This window comes from Sorangium sp. So ce394 (assembly GCF_051474665.1).
GTDB lineage: Bacteria > Myxococcota_A > Polyangia > Polyangiales > Polyangiaceae > Sorangium > Sorangium cellulosum_D.
In genome coordinates this window covers 10510805-10532351 of the sequence record NZ_CP150339.1, presented here as the reverse complement: position 1 = coordinate 10532351, position 21547 = coordinate 10510805, and the positions used below count along the sequence as shown (strand labels likewise).

The following is a 21547-nucleotide window of genomic DNA, read 5'->3' as shown; positions in this document are numbered from 1 at the left end:
GGGGTGGCGCTCGCCGCTCTCGGTTCGCGCGCGAGCGCCCGATAGCGCTGGTGGGTGCCTCCGCGGAGGTAACCGACGCTCAGGCGGCCCGCGGCGGGCACCGTCGCGGGCCGCTGCCCGCGGCGCCTTCTCAGGCTTGAGCGCCGCGGGTGGCGCGCGCGCGCCGCGTCGCCGGACTGCGGCCCGGGCGCCGCCTCCGCGCGGCGGCCAGGGCCGCAGCGAGCAGCCAGGGCACGGCCGAGCCGAGGGGGCCAGGGCCGGCGTCCGGCGCCGCGGCGCAGCCGTTTCCGTGCAGGTGCGGCGGGCCGCTCCCCTCCGGGACCGGCTTGGGCGGCGCGCCGCCGTCGCCGCTGGAGCCGCCGTCGCCGCCAGAACCGCCGGCGCCGCTGCTGGTGCCGCCGGCGCCGGTCGACGCGGCGGCGCCGCCATCGCCGCCGGAGCCGCCGTCGCCGCCGTCGCCGGAGCCCTCCGCGAGCAAGCAGCCCCCCGCGATGCACTCGCCGCCCGGACAGGGCGAGCGGTCGAGCTTGTAGCGCTGTCCGCAGTTGCCGGTGGCCCGCTCGCAGACGGCGACCCGGCAGACGGCGGGGTCGGGCTGCGGGCAGAGGAACGGATTGCTGCCCACGCAGGCGCCGTTCTGGCAAGTATCGGTCTGCGTGCAGGCGTTGCCGTCGTCGCAGGGGCTGCCGTCGGCCTTGCGCGGGCTCGCGCAATCGCAGGCGTCGCCGATCCCGTCGCGGTTGGCGTCGGCCTGGTTGGGGTTCGCGATAAGCGGGCAGTTGTCCGCCGCGTCGGGATGGCCGTCGGCGTCGTCGTCGTCGTCGCAGGCGTCGCCGAGAGGGTCTCCCGCGGACAGGCCACCATCGGTGTTGGCCTGGGACGTGTTCGGGACCTCAGGGCAGTTGTCCTCGTGGTCGGCGACCCCGTCATCGTCGCTGTCGCGCGTGCAGACGCCTGCCAGGCAGAGCCCGCTGAGGCACTCCTTCGGGAGCGCACACGCGGCGCCGACAGGCTTCTTCGGCAGGCAGTCGCCGCCGGCCTCCGCGCAGTAGGCGGCCTCGGCGCACTGGGTGTCGAAGGTGCATCCCGCGAGGCAGGCGCCCGCGACGCAGCGGTAATCGCCGCAGGACCGGGTGTCGGCCTTGGTACAGACCCCGAGCCCGTCGCAGAGGCGGGCCTCGACGACCTCGGAGGCGCCGTTGCACGCGGCCGCGCCGCAGGGGGCGCCCTGGGCCCACAGCTGGCAGGAGCCGCGGCCGTCGCAGAAGCCGTTGGCGCCGCAGGTGGCGGCCGGCTCCGCGGCGCAGTCGTCGTCCGGATCGGCGCCGGACTGGACGGGCCCGCACACGCCGTCGGGGCCGGCGCCCTTCTTCGCGGCGGAGCAGGCCATGCAGGCGCCCGCGCAAGGGGCGTCGCAGCAGACGCCGTCGACGCAGGAGTCGCCGGCGCAGTCCGCGTCGGCATCGCAGCGAGCGCCGGGGAGGACGGGGGAGTAGATCTCGGCGCTGGCGAGGATGCCGCCGGGGCCCTCGCCGCCGGTGACCAGGACCTTGCCATGGGGCAGCAGCGTCGCTGCGTGGTCAGAACGCTCGGAGTGCATCGTCCCTGCCGGAGACCAGCTGTCCGTGGCCCGGTCGTAGACCTCAGCGCTCGCGCCGCTAAGGCCCGCGGAGGCGGCCTTGCCCGCGACCAGGACCCGCCCGTCCAGGAGCCGCGTTGCCGTGTGCTGGTGGCGCGTGGTGCTCATGGGAGCCCGCGCCATCCAGCGATTGGCCGCCGGGTCGTACACCTCCGCGCTCGAGAGGGCGACATAGTCGGGCCCGTAGCCGCCCGCGACCAGGACTTGCCCGTTGTCGAGCAGCGTCGCCGTGGACTGGTAGCGCGCGGTGATCATCGGTTCTGCCGCGGTCCAGCTGCGCGTCATGGGGTCGAAGATCTCCGCGCTCGCGAGGTTGTCGTAGTCGCTTCCTTCGCCGCCGGCGACCAGGACCCGCCCGTCGTTCAGCAGCGTCGCCGTGTGCCCGGAGCGCGGGGCGATCATCGGCTCTACCGCCATCCAGGTGCGCGTGATGGGGTCGAAGATCTCCGCGCTCGCGAGGTGCGTGTAGCGGGTCCCGAAGCCGCCCGCGACCAGGATCCCCCCGTCGTTCAGCGGCGTCGCCGTGTGCCCGTAGCGCGCGGTGATCATCGGTGCTGCCGCCGTCCAGGTGCGCGCGATGGGGTCGAAGATCTCCGCGCTCGCGATTGAGACATAGTCGGCCCCGTAGCCGGCCGCGACCAGGACCTGTCCACCGTCGAGGAGCGTTGCCGTGTGCTCGTAGCGCGCCACGAGCATCGGTGCTTCCGCCGTCCAGGTGCGCGTCGTGGGGTCGAAGATCTCCGCGCTCGCGATTGGGATGTAGTCGGTCCCGTAGCCGCCGGCGGCCAGGACCCGGCCATCGGCCAGCAGCGTTGACGTATGCCAGTAGCGCGCGTCCATCATCGGTGCTGCTTCCGACCACGGGCTCGCCCCCGACAGGTCGTAGACCTCAGCATTCGCCTCGGCGGCCCGATTGCCGCCCGTCACGAGCACTCCGCCGTTCGTGAGCAGCGTCGCGGTATGACCGCTGCGGACCACGGCCATCGCCGGCGCATCCGACCACGACCCCGCCGTCGGATCGTAGATCTCCGCGTCCGCCAGGTACCCGGACCACTCGGACTCGACCACGACCGTGGAGCCGCCCGCGACGAGGACCCGCCCGTCCACCAGCAACGTCGCCGTGTGCTGAGAGCGCCCGAAGTTCATCGGCGCCGTCACCGCCCAGCTGCCGCTCACCGGATCGTAGATCTCCGCGCTCGCGAACTCGCCCTCTTCCTCCTCTTCCTCTTCCTCCTCCTCTTCCTCTCCCCAGTAGATTTCGGCGCCGCCCGTGACCAGGACCCGCCCGTCATCGAGCAGCGTCGCCGCGTGCCCTTGGCGCGCTGAGCTCATCGGCTGCACCGGCGTCCAGCTGTTCGCCGCCGGGTCGTACAGCTCCGCGCTCTCCAGCGCGTCCAGGCCATCGAAGCCGCCCGTGACCAGGACCCGCCCGTCGCCGAGCAGCGTCGCCGTGTGCCCGTAGCGTCCGGTGCTCATGGGCGCCGCCGCGGTCCAGGTGTCCTCCCGCGGGTCGTACAGCTCCGCGCTCGCGAGATGGATGCCGTCGCTCCAGCCGCCCACGACGAGGATCAACCCGCTGTCGAGCCGCGTCGCCGTGGGGCCCTCGCGCGCGGCGCTCATCGGCCGCGCCGGTACCCAGCGGTCCTCCGCCGGGTCGTACAGCTCCGCGCTCTCCAGTGCGCCCGAGTCGCCGGAGCCGCCCACGACCAGGACTCGCCCGCTGTCCAGAAGCAGGGCAGCGTGATCGTGGCGCGGGCCGCTCATCGGCTGCGCCGGCGCCCAGCCGTCGTCCGCCGGGTCGTACAGCTCCGCGCTCGCGAGATAGCCGTCGCCGCCCCTGCCGCCCACGACCAGCACCCGCCCGTCGTCGCCGCCGAGCCGCGTGGCCGTATGCCCCCCGTCCCGCCGCTCGGCCATCGCCCCGACAATGCGCCACAGCGGATCCACGAGCAGCAGCTCCCCCGACGCCTCCGCCAGCAGCGCGATCTCCGCCCCGCGCGCCTCGAGGCGCACCGCGACCGGCCGTCCGCCTTCCGCGAACGCTCGCGGCGCGGTAACGCGCAGCCGTGGGTTCCCCGCCGCGTCCACCACCTCGACGGCCTCGCCGCGCTGCCGCAGCGCCGCGCCGTCCACCTCCCACACGGCCACGGGCGCGCCGGCCGGCGCGGCGCCCGGCTCCACGGTGAGCCATTCCTCGATGCCGCCGTCGGCCGCCCGCCAGAACGACGCGCCGCCAGCGCGGCCGTAGATCACCGCGCCGTCCACGATCGTCCCCGGGCCGGAGGCGCCGGTCTCCCGCACCCGCACCTCGAAGCCGCCCGGGCCCGAGAGCCGCACCCAGCCGCCGCCGTCGCGCGGCAGCTCGGCCTGGAGCCGTGCTCCGCGCCCGGCTCGGCCAGCCGCGCCCAGCGCGAAACCTCCGTCCTTCACCGACGGCGCGTCGAGCGCGCTGCTGCCCAGCACCTCGGCGGCCTGCGCCGGGAACCGGTGCTGCACCTGCGCGGCCGCAGCGGCGGCGCGGTCGTGCCCCGCCGCGCACCCGAGCGCGCTCATCCACCCCGCCGCGGCCAGCGCCAGGATGACCACGGCCAGCACGCGAAAAGCCCACCCAGCTCGCATGCCAGCGAATGTCTCACGCCGGCCCGCCAGCCACAACGGCGCCGCGAGCGCGCTGCCGCCCGAGCCGCGCGGCGCGCGCCGCTCACCCCCGAACCGCGCGGCCCGCGCGGCTCACACGAGCGATGTGCAGATGCCGATCTTGGGATGATAGACGCCGACTCTGCGCTTCCCCCCGCTCGTCTCCGGCGTCACGAGCACCACCATGCTCTTGAGGAGCGGCGCGTCCGCGCGGATGCGCACGTGCTGGCCGGCGACGACGACGTGCCATACGTTCACCGTCCCGAACCTCGTCACGACGACGCCCTCGTAGATCTGCGCGGCCGACGGCGCGCCGCGCAGCGCCAGGCGGCAGGCGGTGTAGCTGCCCAGCACCTGATACAGGAGCACGAACGGCATGACCGCGAAGGAGAAGGCGAGCAGCATCGCGACGAGATCGATGTGCCGGTAGAGCGAGCCGACCCCGAGGAGCCCCGCCCAGACGAGCAGCGCGTAGCCCACGCCAGCCAGCTGGTGCCGGGCGTGCCGCAGCGCCGCCCAGGGGCGCGGGGGCGGCTCGCGGAGCTCCTCGGGCAACTGGATCGCGTTGAGTGACTGCATCGTGCGGCTTCGGCATACCCGCGACGGCCGCGGGGCTCAATCGGACAGCGCCGGCGCGGCGTGTTCCCGCGATCGTTTACCGCGACCGCCCGCCGCCCGCCGCCCGCCGCCCGCCGGCCGCGAGCGCCGCGAGCGTCGCGCCTCGGAGCCCCACGCCTCGCCGAGCTCGCCGGATCCCTGCGACTCGCCGATGCGCTCTGGCAATCGCGCCGGTTTCGAGCAGGATCGACGGACCATGACCTCCCAGCGCAACCGCAAGATCGTCCTCGCCGCCCGTCCGGTCGGCGAGCCCAGGCCGTCGGATTTCAAGCTGATCGAGGAAGAGCTCGCCGAGCCCGGCGATGGCCGCGCGCTGCTGCGCACGCTCTATCTGTCGCTGGATCCGTACATGCGCGGCCGCATGAGCGCCGGCCCGTCGTACGCGCCGCCGGTCGAGGTCGGCGACGTGATGGTCGGGGGCGCCGTGAGCGAGGTGCTCCGGTCGAGCGTCGACGGCCTTTCGCCGGGCGACCTCGTCGAGGGGCGGACCGGCTGGCAGGCGTACGCGATCACCGACGGGAGCGGCCTGCGCAAGGTGGATCCAGCGCTCGGCCCCATCTCGACCGCGCTCGGGGTGCTGGGCATGCCGGGGATGACGGCCTACACCGGGCTGCTCAACCTGGGCCAGCCGAAGCCGGGCGAGACGGTGGTGGTCGCGGCGGCCTCCGGGGCGGTGGGCTCGGTCGTGGGGCAGATCGCGAAGATCAAGGGCTGCCGCGCGATCGGCGTCGCCGGCGGGCAGCGCAAGTGCGACTACGTGGTGCGCGAGCTCGGCTTCGACGCCTGCGTCGACCACCGCGGCCCCGACCTGGCAGCGCGCCTCAAGGAGGCCTGCCCGGGCGGGGTCGACGTGTATTTCGAGAACGTCGGCGGCGCCGTGTTCGAGGCGGTGCTGCCGCTCCTGAACCCCTTCGCCCGCGTGCCGGTGTGCGGCCTCATCGCGCATTACAACGACACCGCGCCGCCCCCCGGGCCGGATCGCCTTCCGGGCCTGATGAAGCAGGTGCTCGCGAAGCGCCTCTCGCTGCGCGGCTTCATCGTCGGCGACTTCGCCGAGCAGCGCCCCGAGTTCCTCCAGGAGACGAGCCGCTGGATCCGCGAAGGTCGCATCAAGTACCGCGAGGACATCGTCGACGGTCTGGAGAAGGCGCCCGAGGCGTTCATCGGGCTGCTCAAGGGCGAGAACTTCGGCAAGCTGCTGGTGCGCGTCGCGTCCTGAGCGGCGCCGGGCGGCCTGGCTCGCCGCGGGCGCCCTGACCTGCGGAAGGAGGCGGAAGCCCCGGGGATCACGGCGCCAGGATCACCGCGCCGCCCGGCGGGATGGTCATCGAGAGCATGCCGGTCGCGGAGACGGTCTCGGCGCCGCCGCCGAGCGCGTCGCTGAGCTCGGTGCCGGCCGGCAGGCCGAGCGCGCCCGCCACCTCGACCGAGATGCGCTGCGCGGTCGCCGCGCGCGTCAGCGCCACGACCGCGGAGCTCCCCCCGGCGAGCCGGCGGCCGAAGACCAGCGTGTCCTCCGTGGCGGTGAGGTTCACGTAGGCGCCGCGGCGGAGCGCGGGGACGCCCTGGCGCGCGGCGCCGAGCTGGCGCACGAAATCGAGCGTCTCCCGCTCGTCCGCCGTGAGCTCCTCCTCCGGACGCCACAGGCTGCGGTTGTTCGGGTCGACGCCGCCCCACTCGCCGTACTCGTCGCCGTAATAGAGCAGCGGCGCGCCGGGGAGGCCCAGCAGCCACGCCATCGCGAGCCGCACGCGGGCATACACGTCGGACGACGCCGGGGCCTCCGCGGTGTCCGACCACTGGCGGGTCGGGACATCCCGGCCGTGCGCGGTGTCCTGGCCCCGGTAGTCGGCCAGCGTCGCGAACCGGGCGGTGTCGTGGCTGCCGAGGTACGGCGTCATGATCGCGCCCTCCGGCCACCGCTTCTGCCCGTCCTCGACCCAGTACGCGGCGTGCAGCATGCCCCTGTCGCCCCAGGCGAACGTGCGGTACGAGACCCCGTGATAAAGGACGAAGTCGAACTGGCCGTCCAGCCCCAGAGGACCGATGTATTTCGCGATGGTCCCGTAGTTCTCGTCGTTGCACGGCGGGGCGCAGTCGTTCCAGCCCATCGCCGTCTCGCCCATCAGGAAGTAACGCGTGCCGGCCGGCTCGAACGCCTCCCGGACCTCCGCGGCGAGGTTGCGCGTCGCGATCTCCTCGACGTGCTTCACGGCGTCCACCCGGAGCCCGTCGAGATCGAACTCGTCGAGCCAGTAGACCGCATCCGAGACGAACGCGGCGTTGGCCTCCGGCACGGTGTGGTTCACGTCGGGCAGATACCCCGCGAACATGCAGTCGAGGGCGTGAGACGTCCAGTCGCAGCCGTCCGTGCCGCAGACGCACCCCGTCCGGAACCAATCCGGGTGCGACGCGACGTACTCGTGGGCTTCGTGGACGTGGTTCACCACGAAGTCCTGGAGCACGCGGATCCCGTGGCGGTGCGCCTCGGCCACCACCGCGCGCAGCGCCTCGGCCCCGCCGAGCCGCGGATCCACCTCGCGCGCCTTGATGGGCCAGTACCCGTGATATCCGGTCACCTGGTGGACTCCATCGCTCGCCGGGTACGCGCCGGCCGGGTTCTCCTGGAACGGCGTGAGCCAGATGGCCCGCACGCCCAGCGCGTCGAGCGTGCCGTCCTCGATCGATCGCCGCAGCCCCTCGAGATCTCCGCCGGCCCAGTCGCCCCGCGGATCGGCGCCCGGCGTGGCGGGCGCGTTCAGGGCCGGATCGCCGTCGCGGTAACGATCGGTGACGACCATGTAGATGAGCGCGTCTTCCCACGAAAACGGCTCGGCCTCGACCCAGAAGACAAGCCGGAGCGGCTCGCCGACACGGCCGCTCCGGGTCGCCCCGCGCAGGGTGATCCGGTACTTGCCGTCGTCGAGGCCCCGCACGTCGAGCCGCACGTCGCCGCGCTCGTCCACCGAGATCTCCTGCGCGGTGAGCGGGCGCGCGTCGCCGTCCTGATCCTGCAGCGTCGCCTCGAACGCGGCCGCGTCCGGGCCCGCGCCCTCGATGCCGTCCCGGTACGCGAGCCGCGCCTCGAAGGCGCCCTCTCCGGCGGCGGCGCGGGCCACCTGGCTCTGTGCGACCGAGAACGCCGGAAGGCGGCAGTCAGGGACCTTGACGGCGGAGTTCTCGATCCCGCCCACGTACTTGCGGCGCCCCTCGGCCGGGTCGAGCACCCACGCGAGCTCGCCGCCGTACCGATACGTGATCTTGTAGGCGTGCAGCCCGGGCGGCAGATCGACCGTGGCCACGAGCTGCCCCTGTGCGCCGCCCTCGCGGAGCTCCGGGGCGGTGTCGAGATCGAAGCCGTTCCACTCGCCGGGGACGCGGACGTCCGTGGCGCCCGGGGGCGCGTTGAACGCGAACGACGTCGGACAGAGCACATCGCCCTGCCAGGTGGCGCCGCCGCTGCCGCCGGCCCCGCCGCTGCCGCCGGCCCCGCCGCTGCCGCCGGCCCCGCCGCTGCCGCCGGCCCCGCCGCTGCCGCCGAGCCCGCCGCTGCCGCCGAGCCCGCCGCTGCCGCCGGCCCCGCCGCCGCCGGCCTCCCCGCCGCCGGTGCCCTTTGCCTGACCGGCGTCGAGCTCACGATCGTCCCCGCACGCGAGCGGGACGGCGAGGAGCATGGCGGCGTAGACAGCGGACATCACGAAGGGATTGCGGCGGCGCGACATGGCCTCGAGGAGTATCCGATCACGGGAGGCGTGTCAGCGCAGGCGTCGCGGAGAATCGCCCCAAACGGCGCGGAGAAAGGCGACGCTCCGCCCATGCTGTCGCGTCGCCAACGGGTGCGGCGCCGGTTCCGCCGGCGCCCCGCCCCGTACTCGGGCGTTCGCCTCGCGACCCCGGCGAGTCGAGCCGGCGCGCGCCCCTCAGCGGGGGCTTGACGGCCCCCAAACGTTTCGATTTCCTCTCTCTCGGGCGCGGAAGTGCCTCGCGTCCCGGCCTCGAGCCGGCCGGAGTGCCTCACTCCGCCGGTTCCAACAACAAGAGATCCCGTATGACCGATTTGTCTTCCTACCCCATCACACGCAAGTGGCCTGCGCGGCATCCCGACCGCATCCAGCTCTACTCGCTGGCCACGCCCAACGGCGTGAAGGTGTCGATCGCGCTGGAGGAGATGGGCCTGCCCTACGAGGCCCACCTTGTCTCCTTCGACACCAACGACCAGCTCTCGCCAGAGTTCCTCTCGCTCAACCCGAACAACAAGATCCCGGCGATCCTCGACCCGCAGGGCCCGGGCGGCAAGCCGCTCGCGCTGTTCGAGTCCGGCGCGATCCTGCTGTATCTGGCGGAGAAGAGCGGGAAGCTGCTGCCGCAGGACGCGGCGCGCCGCTACGAGACGATCCAGTGGGTGATGTTCCAGATGGGCGGCATCGGGCCCATGTTCGGCCAGCTCGGCTTCTTCCACAAATTCGCCGGCAAGGACTACGAGGACAAGCGGCCGCGCGACCGCTACGCGTCGGAGTCGAAGCGGCTGCTGGGCGTCCTCGACGGCCACCTGCGCGGGCGCGCGTGGATGCTGGGCGATGACTACACCATTGCCGACATCGCGATCTTCCCGTGGGTGCGCAACCTCGTGGGCTTCTACGGGGCGGGGGAGGTGGTGGGGTTCGACGACTTCAAGGAGGTGAAGCGCGTGCTCGACGCCTTCGCCGCACGGCCGGCGGTGGTGCGCGGGCTGGGCGTTCCGTCGCGCAACGGCTGACCGCCTGCGTGCGGGAGGCGCCAGGGCCGGGTACGTGCGTGGGGGCGATCGATGGTATCTATCCATCGAGACCGCGGTCAGCTCCGCGGGATCCCCGTGCGCCGCCGGCCCCTCCTCAGTCCGCGGCGCCGCGGCGCGAGCGGCCGGCGGCGCCAGAGCCCGGGCGCGCCTGGGCGGGGGCCTCGCCGAGCAGGAGGATCACCGCGAGCGAGAGCGCGCACCAGCGCTCGCGAGGGAGCGAGGGAGGCGGATCGTGAAAGCGAGCCTCCTGTCGGCTGAAGAGAGCATGGCAATTCGCCTTGACACGCTCGGATCGTTTTGCTTTTTCTACCCCCTTATACCATCCAGTGGGATGCGGGCGGCTCGTCTCGACCACTGTTAGTAAACATACCTTAAACGGTTTTGCTGCCCTGTTCGTGGCTTGGCCGGGTCGAGCCTTAGGGCTGGCCCTGGAATGGGCGGCTGGAACGCCCCTCTGGACCGTTGCGGCGCCGAGCGAGCGCCGCGCGAGCGCCGCGCGATGGTGGCGGCCGTGATCAAAAAGTCGGTTGCCGGGAATTAGCGTCATCAAGCCAAGGAGGATCTGTGCGTCTAGCTTCACTACAAACTTTCGCTTTGGTTTTAGGGTTCGTTGCCGTCGGTTGCGCGGGGTCGGACGAACCCTCTGGGGATCCTGGGTCGGGCGGCAGCTCGGCTGGGCCGGGGAGCGTGACCACGGGCGGCGTTACCAGCGGCACCAGCGGCAGCGTGACGACAACGACGACGACGAGCGGGGCCGGGGGCTCGGACGCGTCGAGCAGCGTGTCCACCGGCGGCGATGCCAGCAGCGGCGTGACGTCGACGTCGGCGAGCGGGACCGGGGGCTCGGACGGAACCGGGGGCGCGGGCGCGACCACGAGCGCGACCACGAGCGCGACCACGAGCGCGACCACGAGCTCGAGCTCGACCGGCGGCATGCCTGCGGCGTGCACGGAGCCCGACCGGGAGGTCTGCAACAATGGCACGAACATGCATTGCGGATACACCTATGAGTACTGGAAGGACTCAGGGAGTGGATGCCTGACCAACACGTCCGAGGGCTTCCGCGTAAACTGGAGCAACATCAACAACCTGCTCGGTCGTAAAGGCATCCGGCCCGGGTCGAAGGACCAGATCGTCACCTACGAGGCCGACTATCGCCCCAACGGGAACTCGTATCTGTGTGTCTATGGGTGGACCAAGGGCCCGCTCGTCGAGTACTACATCGTCGATAGCTGGGGCACCTGGCGTCCGCCGGGCGGCGAGGGGCACATGGGCACCGTCGAGAGCGATGGCGGCACCTATGACATCTACCGGACCCAGCGGGTCAACCAGCCTTCCATCGAGGGCACCGCGACCTTCTATCAGTTCTGGAGCGTCCGCAAGGAGAAGCGCTCGAGCGGGACCATCACCGTCGCCAACCACTTCAACGCATGGCAGCGCGCGGGCATGAACATGGGGAACCTGTACGAGGTCTCGATGACCGTGGAAGGGTATCAAAGCAGCGGCGAGGCCGATGTGAAGTTCTCCATGGAATGAGCGCCACGCCTTGAGCGTCGCCGCGCGCGGCGCGGATCCTGCCCGCCGAGCTTCCCGCACGTCTCTCCTGTCACAGCTTGCCGACAGCCGTCGAAGGCCGGGTATCCATGAACGGCCTCCGGCGCTGGTGCCTCCGTAGCGCCGCCCACGCGTGGGCAGGAGGAGGCCACCTGCGCTGGCTCGACCGCGTTCAGCCGCCGCGTCGTTCCGGGCTGCACCGGCGACCGGTACCCCGTTTCCCGGAGAGCGGCCTCAGCCCGCTGCCGTTCATCCCCAAGATCGTCTACGTCCTCCGGCGCCACGATGGGCGGAGCGCCGCCTCCGCCAGCATCAGACGCGCCCGCGGTGCCTCTTGCATTCATCAGAGGCTTCCGTTGTCAGCTTGTGAAGGCGGAGAAATAAAGAAGACCACAGAGGCGCAGAGGGCACAGAGAAGAGGAGAAAGATCTCATGGCTTTCTCTCTCCTCTGTGCCTCTGTGGCTCGATCTTATCTTCGAGGATCCGGCAGCTCTCGCCCCGCGGCCCGACCACGGCGCGCCCGCCCCGAAGACCTCCGGTCGACGGGACGGGCGCCGTGAACGCGCTCCGGTGTTGGGGAGCTCAGCCGATGTGGATGATTGGGTCCGGGAGGCGCTCGCGATCGCGAGCGCCCGCGCCGGCGAGGGAGAGGAAGCCCGAGCTCAAGGCCCGGCGCTCATCGCATGGAGAACTGCACGTTCGCAGAGCCGCTGCTCTGATATCCTTCGACGAGCATCGAGACCTCGTACAGGCTCCCCAGGTTCATCCCCTTGCTCGCCCATGCGTTGAAGTGGTTGGCGACGGTGATGGTCCCGCTCGAGCGCTTGTCCTTGCGGACGCTCCAGTACTGATAGAACGTCGTGTTGCCCTCGATGGACGGCTGATTGACGCGCTGGGTCCGGTAGATGTCATAGGTGCCGCCGTCGCTGGTGACGGTGCCCATGAACCCCTCGCCGCCCGGCGGACGCCAGTTGCCCCAGCTGTCGACGATGTAGTACTCGATGAGCGGACCCTTCGTCCACCCATAGACGCCCATGTACGAGTTGCCGTTCGGCCGGTAGTCGGCGGTGTAGTTGACGACCGTGTTCTTCGTGCCGGGCCTGATGCCCTTACGGCCGAGCAGGTTGTTGATGTTGCTCCAGGTGACGTTGAAGCCGTCCGCCGTGTTGGTCAGGCATCCGGTCCCGTTGTCCTTCCAGTATTCGAAGGTGTAGCCGCAATGGGTGCCGGTTTGATTGGAGCAGTACTGGCTGTTGGCAGCCGTGCACGTGCTGCCGCCGCCGCCCGCGCCGCCGCCGCCGCCCGCGCCGCCGCCGCCGCCCGCGCCGCCGGAGCCGCCCGCGCCGCCGCCGCCGGTCGTCGACGAGGAGGTCGACGAGGAGCTCGTGGTCGAGCTCACGCTGCTGCTCGACGAGGAGGACGTGGTCGTGCCGCCGCTGACCGTGCCGCCGTTGCCGGTGACCGAGACGACCGAAGGCCGCCCGGTGCCGTTCGCGCAGAAGCCGAACTCGGTCGACTTGCCCTGGGCCACCGATCCGTTATGGCCCACGTTCGTGGCGGTGAACTGCCCGCCCGATCCCGAGGCGTTCGCGTTCCACACGTTGTTCGTCGTCGAGCCGTTGAGCCCGACCACCACGCTCCAGCCGGTGAGCCCCGGGTTGGTGCGGGTGTTGTTGGTCACCTTCACGCTCGCGCAGTAGCCGTTCCCCCAGTCCGACTGGATGGCGAGGGTCGCCGACACCGAGCGGTCCGAGCTCTCCACCGCGGACTCCAGGAGCGCGGCGTCCTCGTCGTCCGCGATCTGCTCAACGCTGCACGCCAGCAGGCCGCAGGCGACCGTAGCGGATAAATAGCCAAGTAAGGTAGCGATGCGCATTTAAGATCTCTCCATGATCGAACCGGTCGAGCCGCGGTCTTCTGATCGAGATGGATTTATGAACCACCTAGACGCCCGCGAGCCCACCAATTCATTGGTTAGCGTTAACATTTTCCAGCCCGCGTGCTCGTGATCCGGTGATCACGAATGCTCCCGCGGGCCTGCGCCGACCACATGCCTGGCAATCACGATGTCTGTCGGACAACTGCTCACATCCGAGCACCCCGTGCGGTAGGGCGGGGCATCACTCCGAGAAAGCAAGGACGACTCGGACGAACAGCAAAAAGCAAGCGACCCCGGCAAGTAGCATCACTCGGAGTCAGCCCTCGGCGATCCTGCAACCGACTGCGCCGCCCGGCCCAGAACGGTCCGGACCGCCAAGGATGATTAGGATATTCATCCATACGGGGGGGGAAAGTCAAGAGTCTTTTCTTTGTCCCGATCGCTCGCACCCGAGCGCCCTCTACAGCGCCGTCATGCAGCGCCGTGCAAGCTACAGTCACGTTGTGTGCGTGGGTTCGATCCTGAAACAGGTTATCCGGTTTTGTCCGGCTTTGTCCGGCTTTGCGGCGAAACTCCGCGAAGAAGCGCGCCGGACCGTCGGGGGCGGCCTGATGCATCTCCTCGGATCCCACGAGCCCAGGGCGCTCCGGATCGAGCAGCATCTCTCGAGCGCCGAGCCCGTGGATGCGATAACGGAGCCGCCCGGAGACAATGTGGTTTACACCCCCCCACACCGGGTTTGGTCGCATGGTTATTTTTCGCGGGCCGCTCGGCTCGAGCCGCTGTCGAACTCTGCCGCTCGCTTGTAGGCTACCACCCCGCCGGGCACCGCCGGGCGCGGTTCAAAGCACGTACCGGACCCAGCACGCCTTCAGCCCTCGCATCAACAGGGAGAGGTTCCACTCCGGCGCCCTCCCTGCCCGCTCGAACCGCCCCGGGAGGGAGGCCAGCACCTCGAGCCCGACCTTCGCCTCGGCGCGCGCGAGCGCCGCGCCGATGCAGAAGTGGGCGCCGTGGCCGAACGACAGCCCCACCTGCCGCTCGCGGTCGATATCGAACCGATCCGGATCCGGGAAGACCCGCTCGTCGCGGTTGGCCGAGCCGATGAGCGCCGCCACGAACGCGCCCGCCGGCACCGTGACGCCCCGGATCTCCACATCGGCCTTCGCCTGCCGCAAAGCGATCTGGGCCGGCGGCTCGAACCGCAGCGCCTCCTCGAGGAAGGCCGGGATCAGCGCCCGGTCCGCGCGGATCCGCGCGTACACCTCGGGGTGATCCATGAGGAGCACGAGCGCCGCGTTGAGCAGGTGCGTCGTCGACTCGAACCCGGCGGCCAGCAGCAAGAAGAGGAAGCTCACGAGCTCGGGCTCGGTGAGCGCGACGCCGTCGAGCCGGGCCGCGAGGAGGTCGCTCACGAGATCGTCCCGCGGGGCGGCGCGCCGCGCCGCGATGACCTCCAGGAGGTACCGCTCGAGCTCGACGATGGTGGCGCGGATGCCCGGCCTCATCTCCGGCGTGGCCGCGGCGGTGGCGACGAAGTCCGCGGTCCAGCGCTGGAAATGGGCGCGCAGCGCCGGGTCGAGGCCGAGGAGATCGGCGATGGCCGCCGCCGGGATGGGCATCGCGAGCTCGGCGTCGAAGTCGAGCTCGCGCCCGGGGGTCAGCCGCTCGACGAACTCCCGGGTCACCGCGCGCAGCACGGGCTCGATCCGCGGGACCACGCGCGTGCTGAAGGCGCGGCTCACGAGGGCCCGGGTCCTCGTGTGCTCCGGCGGATCCATGAGCAGCAGCGAGTCGGCCATCGGATTGCGATCGAGCCAGGGCGGGAGCACCGCCACCCGGCCGCCCTGCGCCGAGAACAGCTCGGTGTTCTTGAGGGCGAAGGCGACATCGTCGTAGCGGCTGAGCGCCCACAGACCCCCGGGCTCGACCTGGCACACGGGAGCGGAGCGGCGCAGCTCCGCATAAAAAGGATACGGATTCGCGCGCAGCTCCGGAGAGAGCAGATTCAGGCGATGGCTCATGCAGCCTCCCTCGTGTTGGGCAATTCGACGAAGCGCGACATGGTCCGCGAGCGCGCGGACAGCGTCAATGCGCGGGCGTCCAGGACGAAGCAGGCTGCCGTTCCCTGTATCGAGAGGCTGCTGAGCCAGCGCTAATTTTCCAGGAGGAGGCGAATCGCGCGGCGCGGCGCTAACGGCTGCTGAGCGGCTCCTTGTCGCGCGCGCCCGCGGCGAGGTACTGGCGCAGGTGACGGCGGAGCGAGACCCGCGTGATCCCGAGCGCGCTCGCCGTGCGGGTCACGTTGCCGCCCTGCGCGGCGTAGACCGCGAGGATGTGCCGGCGCACGGCCTCCCCGAGCGACGCGCTCCCCCGCGCCGGGGGCGACGGCCGCAGCGCGCCCGGCGGGCCCGACCGCGGCGTCGCGGCGGCCGGCCGCGGCGGCGCCGTGGCGATCTCGGTCGGCAGGTGCTCCAGATCGAGCGGCGCGCCGCGGGTGAGGAGGGACGCGCGCTCGACCACGCTCCGCAGCTCGCGGACGTTCCCCGGCCAGGGGTACGCCTCGAGCTGCGCGAGGGCGCGCGGGGTGATCCCGCCCTTCGAGAGCCCCGCTGCGGCGCTCTGGCGCTCCAGGAAATGCTCGGCCAGCCGGCGCACGTCGCCGTCGCGCTCGCGCAGCGGCGGGAGCGAGAGCCCGAGCGCGCCGACGCGCTTGTGGAGACCCTCGTGGAACGAGCCCTCCAGCACGCGGGCGCCGAGATCGCGGGCCGTGGCGGCGATGACGCGCACGTCCGCGACCAGCGCCTCCCCGCCGCCGATCCGGCGGAACGGCTCGCCGTCGAGCACGCCGACGAGCGGCAGCTGGAGCTCGAGCGGGAGCGCGCCGATCTCGTCGAGGAACAGCGTGCCCCCCTCGGCGAGCTCGAGCAGCCCGGGGCGCGCGGCGTGCCGCCCGTCCGCGGCTGCGTCCACGCCGAAGAGCTCCTCCCGCAGGCGCTCGGCCGGCAGGCGCGCCGCGCTCACCGCCACGAACGGCCCGCCCGCGCGCGGGCTCGCCGCGTGGAGCAGCCGCGCGCAGAGCTCCTTGCCCGTGCCCGGCTCGCCGGCGATGAGCAGCGGCGCGCGCTCGTGCTCCGAGAGCTCGCGCAGCCGCTCCATCGCGCGCGCCCAGCGCTCCGAGGCGCCGACGACGCGCACCTCGCTCTCGTCCTCGATCCACAGGACGCGCGTCATCCCGCCACCGGAGGAGCAGAGGTGTTCCGTGCGCCGGGAAGGGGCTGCGCTTGCTTCGACATCGCATCTCCTCGATTCGTGAGCGACTCGTGGCAATCCGCGGGCAGACGGCGGGCGGCGCGTCTGCCGTTGTCTACGTGACCGCGCTGTCCTCAGCGCAGGCGGTGGCCAGGGATGAGCCACCGGGAACGACGACGGACGATGGCGGACGGCCGGCCACCGACGGACCCTCGCGGGTGACCGGCCACAATGATCAACGAAGGACGGCGACTGATAGAAGATGCCGGACGGTGTCACCCGGACAGCGACAACCACTCTACCGCGAATCAAGGTCGTGTGGGAAGGGAGATCCCAAGGGGGGGCTACCGGCGACAAAAAACTACGTGCTCAAAATTTGTGCGTACGCGCGGACCTGGGTTAGTCGACCCGTGTACCCGACGTGTACCCGAAAGGAGAGACGACGAGATGAGCTCGAAGCGCAAGACCCCGGCCCGCACGAAGACCACGAAGGTCCCGAGCCCGCTCGCTGCCCCGGCCGCCGCGACGCAGCCGGCGAGCGCGGTCTCCGCCCCCGCCGCCGTCGAGATGCCCTCTCCGGCCGTGCAGCTCGCGCCCGAGCGCGCGCGCGCCGAGGCCCCGAAGGCCGCGCCCGCGTCCCCGCGCCTGTCGCGCGAGGAGCGGCACCGGCTGATCGCCAAGGTGGCCTATGGATATGCCGAGAGGGCCGGCTTCCGGAACAACCCGGTTGAGGACTGGCTGAACGCCGAGCGAGAGGTCGACGCGCGGTTCGAGCGCCTCGCCAGCTGAGAGCCCGCGGCGGCGGCGCAGGCGGCCCGCGGCGCCGCCGCGCCCGGGCTCGCGCGCGGCTCGACAGGCACGCTGGCCAGATCCAGCGAGGGTGTCCGCGGAGGGGGGAGGCAGGGGGGAGGGGAGAGGAGGGGAGCGCTGCGCGACGCCGCCGCGCCCCGGCATCTGCCCACCACGCCCGCACCACGACGGGCGGCTCCCGTGAAGGAGCCGCTCCCACGCGACGAGCGGCGCTCGCGGCGCGCTCCGCTGCGGCGCCGGGCCGGCGCGGCGACGGGCCGACGCGCCCGGCGGCCGCTCCGGGGCCGTCGAGGCTCGTAGCGGCGCCGCGGGATGGGTATCCTCGCGATGGACGTGGGCGATGGGCCCACGGATCGCGGTCCACGCGCGCGCCGGTCGCCTGGACCGCGAACGTCCGCACCCCGATACTTTCGCCATGCATTCAGGTCACGTCCTCGCCAACCGCTTCCAGCTGGAACGCCTCGCGGGCTCCGGCGGGATGGGCGCGGTGTGGCGGGCGGTCGACCGGCAGAGCGGCCAGGCGGTGGCCCTCAAGGTGATCTTCAACCAGGGCCGGGAGCACGTCGTGCGCTTCCAGCGGGAAGCGCGCCTGCTCGCGGAGCTCGAGCACCCCGCCGTCGCCCGGTACATCGACCACGGCGTCACGGCGGACGGGCTCTACTACCTCGCCATGGAGTGGCTCGAGGGCGAGGACCTCGGCGCGCGGCTGTCGCGCGGGCCGCTCGGGATCGAGGCCAGCCTGATGCTCGTCGGCCGCGTCGCCGAGGCGCTCGCCGCCGTCCACGCGCGCGGCATCGTGCACCGCGACCTCAAGCCGACGAACGTGTTCCTGCCCCGCGGCGACATCGGGAGCGCGAAGCTCATCGACTTCGGCATCGCGCGCCAGGCGGACGCGACCTACGAGCTCACCCTCACCGGCTCGGCGATCGGCACGCCCGCCTACATGGCGCCGGAGCGGGTCCGCGGCGATCTCGACGTCGACGCGCGCGCCGACCTCTACTCGATCGGGTGCCTCCTGTTCGAGTGCCTCACCGGGCGCTCGCCGTTCGTCGCCCAGCACCCGCTGTCGGTCCTCGCCAAGGTGCTCTTCGAGGCCGCGCCGCGCCCGAGCACGTTCTGCCCGAACATCCCGCAGCCGCTCGATCTGCTCGTGACCCGGCTGCTCGCCAAGAACCCCGCGGAGCGCCCCGGGGACGCGGGCGAGGTCGCCGCCGAGCTCCGGATGCTGAGCGTCGTCGAGGGCAGCATGTCGAGCGGCACCGGCCTACCGACGCCGGCGCTGACGAAGAGCGAGCGGCGGCTCGTCAGCGTCGTCCTCGCGGCCGAGATGAGCGCCGGCAAGCGCGGGCCGCCGTCGGGCCGCCCGCACGCCGCGGGGAGCCCGCCCCCGCGGGCCAACGACACGGTGCTGTCGGGCCACCACGCCACCGTCGTGTCCGGCAGCAGGGAGGCGCTGCCCGCGGACCTGCTCGCGCCGGCGCCGCCGGCGCGGCCCCGGCCGGCGCCGCCGCCGAGCACGCCGTTCCACGAGGTCCGGCAGGCCGCGCAGTCGCACGGCGCGGTCCTGGAGGTGCTCGCCGACGGCTCGGTCGCGGCGGTCGTCGCCGGCGCGGGCTCGCCGACCGACCTCGCCGCGAACGCCGCCCGCTGCGCGCTCTCGATCCACGCGCTGCTGCCCGGGGCGTGGGTGGCGCTGGCGACCGGCTGGGACGTCATCGCCGGGACGCAGGCGGTGGGGCAGGTCATCGACCGCGCCGGCGCGCTGCTCGACGCGCGCGTCCGCCACGCCTCGGACGACCCGTCCTCGGGCCGGCCGGTGCTCATCGACCAGATGACGGCCGCGCTCCTCGGCGATCGCTTCGAGATCGCCGCGGGCAGCCAGGGCCCCACGCTGCTCGGCGCGCGCGAGCCGCAGGACGGCGGGCGCCGGGTGCTCGGGAAGGCGACGACCTGCGTGGGGCGCGAGCGGGAGCTCCGGGCGCTCGAGGACCTGCTCGACGAGTGCGCCACCGAGGGGGTCGCGCGCGTCGTGCTGGTCACGGCCGGCGCCGGCGTCGGCAAGTCGCGGCTCGGCGGCGAGCTGATCCGGCGGGTCGAGGCGCGCAGCGAGCCGATCGCGGTGTGGCGCGCGCACGGCGATCCGATGCGCGGCGGGGCGCCGCTCGGGCTCGTCGCGGAGCTCGTGCGGCGGGAGGCGGGCCTCGTCGACGGCGAGCCGCTCGAGGCGCGCCGGGAGAAGCTCGCGGCGCGGGTCGCGCGCAGCGCCCCCGCCGCCGCGCGGGAGCGGATCACGGAGCTGCTCGGCGAGCTCTGCGACGCGCCGTTCCCGGAGAGCCCTTCGCTGCGCGCGGCCCGGCAGGACCGCGCGGTGCTCGAGGAGCAGATGCGCCGGGCGTTCCTCGACTTCCTGCGGGCCGAGTGCGACGCGCAGCCGGTGCTGATCGTGCTCGACGACGTGCAGTGGAGCGACCGGAGCTCGGTGGACACGCTCGACGCGGCCCTGCGGCACCTGCGGCACCTGCCGCTCCTCGTGATGGCGCTGGCGCGCCCCGGGGTGCGCGAGGCGTTCCCCGATCTCTGGGAGGACCGCGAGGCGACGGAAATGCGGCTCGGGGAGCTGTCGCGCCGCGCGTGCGAGCGGATCGTGCGCGAGGTCCTCGGCGACGAGCTCCCGGCGGCGGAGCTCGCGGCGCTCGTCGACCGGTCGGCGGGCAACGCGTTCTTCCTCGAGGAGCTCGTGCGCGCGACGGTGGAGCGGCCGGCGGGGGGGGTGCCGGAGACGGTGCTGGCGATGATGCAGTCGCGGATCGCGGCGCTCGAGCCCGAGGCGCGGCGGGTGCTGCGCGCCGGGGCGGTGATGGGGGAGGTGTTCTGGCGGGGGGGGCTGGAGGCGCTGCTCGGCGGGGGCGGGCAGGTGCCGCAGCTCGAGTCGTGGCTGCTCACGCTGGAGAAGCGCGAGCTGCTCGAGCCGCGGCCGGAGTCGACGCTGCGCGGGGAGGTGGAGCTCGCGTTCCGGCACGCGCTGGTGCGGGACGCGGCCTACGAGATGCTGACGGACGCGGATCGGGCGCTCGGGCACTGGCTCGCGGCCGAGTGGCTGGAGCGCGTGGGCGGGGACGATCCGAAGGGGCTCGCGATGGTCGACCGGCACCTCGGCCGGGCGGCGGAGGAGGCGCTCGCGCTCGGCAACGCCGACGGCGCGGCGGGGCACCTCGCGCGGGCGGCGGGGGTCCGCGCGCGCCTGGGCCAGTTCGACGGGGCGATCGCCGCGATGACGCGGGCGTTCGAGCTGGCGGACGTGGCGCGGCGCGACCCGGGCGAGCTCGGCGGGTGGGTGGAGATCCTCTCGAAGGCGGTGGGCCACGGGCGCCGGGCGCCGTCGCTCTCGGCGGTCGCGGACCGCATCCTGTCGCGGGTGGACGCGGGCGCCTCGCTCGAGGTCCGGTCGAAGGTGCGCATCGAGCTCGCGCGCGCGCTCGGGGCGACGAACCTGTTCCGGATGTCGCACGACCTGCTCGACGACGTTGTCGAGATGGCGGTCGGGCGCCGCGAGCTCCTGCGCGAGGCGCTGACGGTGGACGTGGAGGTCTCGTGCCTGCAGGGGCAGTTCGCGCGCGCGCGGCGCGCCGCGCTCGACCTCGGCGCGCTCGGGCCGATCGAGGATCTGCGGGGCCTCTTCTCGGTCGCGCTGGCGCGGGCCACGTCGGGCGACCGGGCGGGCGCGATGGAGGCGCTGTCGCGCTCGGAGGCGGCGTCGGAGCCGGGGGATCGGGTGGCCGAGGCCGTGCGGGCGAAGCTGCTCGCGATGATCGAGCTCTACGCGGGGGATTTCCGGGCCGCGGTGCGGGCGTGCGAGCGCGCGCTCGAGCTGGATCGGGCGCTCGGGCTCCGGTTCGACGGGGTCGTGAACCTGCACAACCTCGCGTACGCCTGCGTGCGGCTGGGCGACCACGAGCGGGCGCGGGCGCTGTTCGCGGAGTCGCTGGAGCGGGCGGACGAGGCCGGGTACGACCGGGTGGCGGCCTCGAACCGGATGTACATCGCGTACCTCGACGGGGTGGAGGGGGTGGGGGACGCGCGCGAGCGGCTGAAGGAGCTCATCGCGCAGGCGGAGGAGCAGGGCTACTGGCACGACGTGCTGCAGGGCCGGTGGGCGGCGGCGATGCTGCTGAAGAACGCGCGCAACGACGCGCTGGCGCGGCGCGAGTTCGAGGACCTCCTGGAGCTGTCGGTGCGGCTCGGGGATCCGCTGCTGGAGAAGGACGCGCGCGCGTGGCTCGACCGCGCGGAGCGGTGAGGGGCGGGGGCGAGCGGGGGCGGGCGGGTGGGGGCCGAGTGACGCTGCGTGTGCTCGGACGTCTCCAGGAGAGCGTCCGGGGT

Annotated in this window: 10 protein-coding genes and 2 pseudogenes; 5 read left to right on the top strand and 7 right to left on the bottom strand. The window is 72.8% G+C overall.

Annotated elements, in window-relative coordinates:
* Positions 1 to 130: 130 nt before the first annotated feature.
* Both WMF33_RS38915 and WMF33_RS38910 read right to left on the bottom strand, forming a co-directional pair.
* Complete coding sequence (locus WMF33_RS38915; RefSeq protein ID WP_437333347.1) at positions 131 to 4234, bottom strand: kelch repeat-containing protein; 4104 nt, start codon at positions 4232 to 4234, stop codon at positions 131 to 133.
* A gap of 135 nt (positions 4235 to 4369) precedes the next feature.
* Positions 4370 to 4855, bottom strand: a complete 486-nt coding sequence (locus WMF33_RS38910; protein WP_437333346.1) for a hypothetical protein — start codon at positions 4853 to 4855, stop codon at positions 4370 to 4372.
* Between the two features lie 235 nt (positions 4856 to 5090).
* On the opposite strand from WMF33_RS38910, the gene WMF33_RS38905 reads away from it, so the two are divergent.
* Positions 5091 to 6113 carry an NADP-dependent oxidoreductase gene (locus WMF33_RS38905; protein ID WP_437333345.1) on the top strand — a complete coding sequence of 341 codons (1023 nt, stop codon included), beginning with the start codon at positions 5091 to 5093 and terminating at the stop codon, positions 6111 to 6113.
* A 67-nt stretch (positions 6114 to 6180) separates the two neighbouring features.
* Here WMF33_RS38905 and WMF33_RS38900 read toward each other — a convergent pair whose 3' ends face one another.
* The gene (locus WMF33_RS38900; protein WP_437333344.1) at positions 6181 to 8589 is read right to left on the bottom strand and encodes an alpha-amylase family glycosyl hydrolase; all 2409 of its coding nucleotides are present in this window, start codon (positions 8587 to 8589) and stop codon (positions 6181 to 6183) included.
* Between the two features lie 353 nt (positions 8590 to 8942).
* Here WMF33_RS38900 and WMF33_RS38895 point away from each other — a divergent pair, with 353 nt between their 5' ends.
* Together WMF33_RS38895 and WMF33_RS38890 are read left to right on the top strand one after the other, a co-directional pair.
* The gene (locus WMF33_RS38895) at positions 8943 to 9650 is read left to right on the top strand and encodes a glutathione S-transferase N-terminal domain-containing protein (protein ID WP_437333343.1); all 708 of its coding nucleotides are present in this window, start codon (positions 8943 to 8945) and stop codon (positions 9648 to 9650) included.
* Between the two features lie 747 nt (positions 9651 to 10397).
* On the top strand, positions 10398 to 11207 hold the full coding sequence (locus WMF33_RS38890) for a glycoside hydrolase family 11 protein (protein ID WP_437333342.1): 810 nt from the start codon (positions 10398 to 10400) through the stop codon (positions 11205 to 11207).
* Between the two features lie 713 nt (positions 11208 to 11920).
* Here WMF33_RS38890 and WMF33_RS38885 read toward each other — a convergent pair.
* The 4 genes and pseudogenes from WMF33_RS38885 to WMF33_RS38870 form a co-directional block, all read right to left on the bottom strand.
* Positions 11921 to 12463: pseudogene (locus WMF33_RS38885) on the bottom strand (glycoside hydrolase family 11 protein); the annotation flags it as partial.
* Between the two features lie 225 nt (positions 12464 to 12688).
* Positions 12689 to 13102, bottom strand: a pseudogene (locus WMF33_RS38880) (cellulose binding domain-containing protein); the annotation flags it as partial.
* Between the two features lie 845 nt (positions 13103 to 13947).
* Positions 13948 to 15129 (bottom strand): cytochrome P450, encoded by a 1182-nt coding sequence (locus WMF33_RS38875; protein WP_437333341.1) that lies wholly within the window; start codon positions 15127 to 15129, stop codon positions 13948 to 13950.
* 169 nt (positions 15130 to 15298) lie between these two features.
* The gene (locus WMF33_RS38870; protein ID WP_437333340.1) at positions 15299 to 16339 is read right to left on the bottom strand and encodes a sigma 54-interacting transcriptional regulator; all 1041 of its coding nucleotides are present in this window, start codon (positions 16337 to 16339) and stop codon (positions 15299 to 15301) included.
* A gap of 465 nt (positions 16340 to 16804) precedes the next feature.
* Here WMF33_RS38870 and WMF33_RS38865 point away from each other — a divergent pair, with 465 nt between their 5' ends.
* Together WMF33_RS38865 and WMF33_RS38860 are read left to right on the top strand one after the other, a co-directional pair.
* Entirely contained in the window at positions 16805 to 17146 is a 342-nt protein-coding gene (locus WMF33_RS38865; protein WP_437333339.1) for a DUF2934 domain-containing protein, read from the top strand.
* A 436-nt stretch (positions 17147 to 17582) separates the two neighbouring features.
* A complete protein-coding gene (locus tag WMF33_RS38860; protein WP_437333338.1) occupies positions 17583 to 21464 on the top strand; it encodes a protein kinase domain-containing protein in 3882 nt (1293 codons plus the stop codon).
* Positions 21465 to 21547: the final 83 nt, after the last annotated feature.

What these genes read in the sequence shown, in the direction of transcription:
- WMF33_RS38910 (WP_437333346.1), bottom strand. Translation starts at nt 4,855, where the DNA reads ATGCAGTCACTCAACGCGATCCAGTTGCCCGAGGAGCTCCGCGAGCCG.
- WMF33_RS38905 (WP_437333345.1), top strand. Translation starts at nt 5,091, where the DNA reads ATGACCTCCCAGCGCAACCGCAAGATCGTCCTCGCCGCCCGTCCGGTC.
- WMF33_RS38900 (WP_437333344.1), bottom strand. Translation starts at nt 8,589, where the DNA reads ATGTCCGCTGTCTACGCCGCCATGCTCCTCGCCGTCCCGCTCGCGTGC.
- WMF33_RS38895 (WP_437333343.1), top strand. Translation starts at nt 8,943, where the DNA reads ATGACCGATTTGTCTTCCTACCCCATCACACGCAAGTGGCCTGCGCGG.
- WMF33_RS38875 (WP_437333341.1), bottom strand. Translation starts at nt 15,129, where the DNA reads ATGAGCCATCGCCTGAATCTGCTCTCTCCGGAGCTGCGCGCGAATCCG.
- WMF33_RS38870 (WP_437333340.1), bottom strand. Translation starts at nt 16,339, where the DNA reads ATGACGCGCGTCCTGTGGATCGAGGACGAGAGCGAGGTGCGCGTCGTC.
- WMF33_RS38865 (WP_437333339.1), top strand. Translation starts at nt 16,805, where the DNA reads ATGAGCTCGAAGCGCAAGACCCCGGCCCGCACGAAGACCACGAAGGTC.
- WMF33_RS38860 (WP_437333338.1), top strand. Translation starts at nt 17,583, where the DNA reads ATGCATTCAGGTCACGTCCTCGCCAACCGCTTCCAGCTGGAACGCCTC.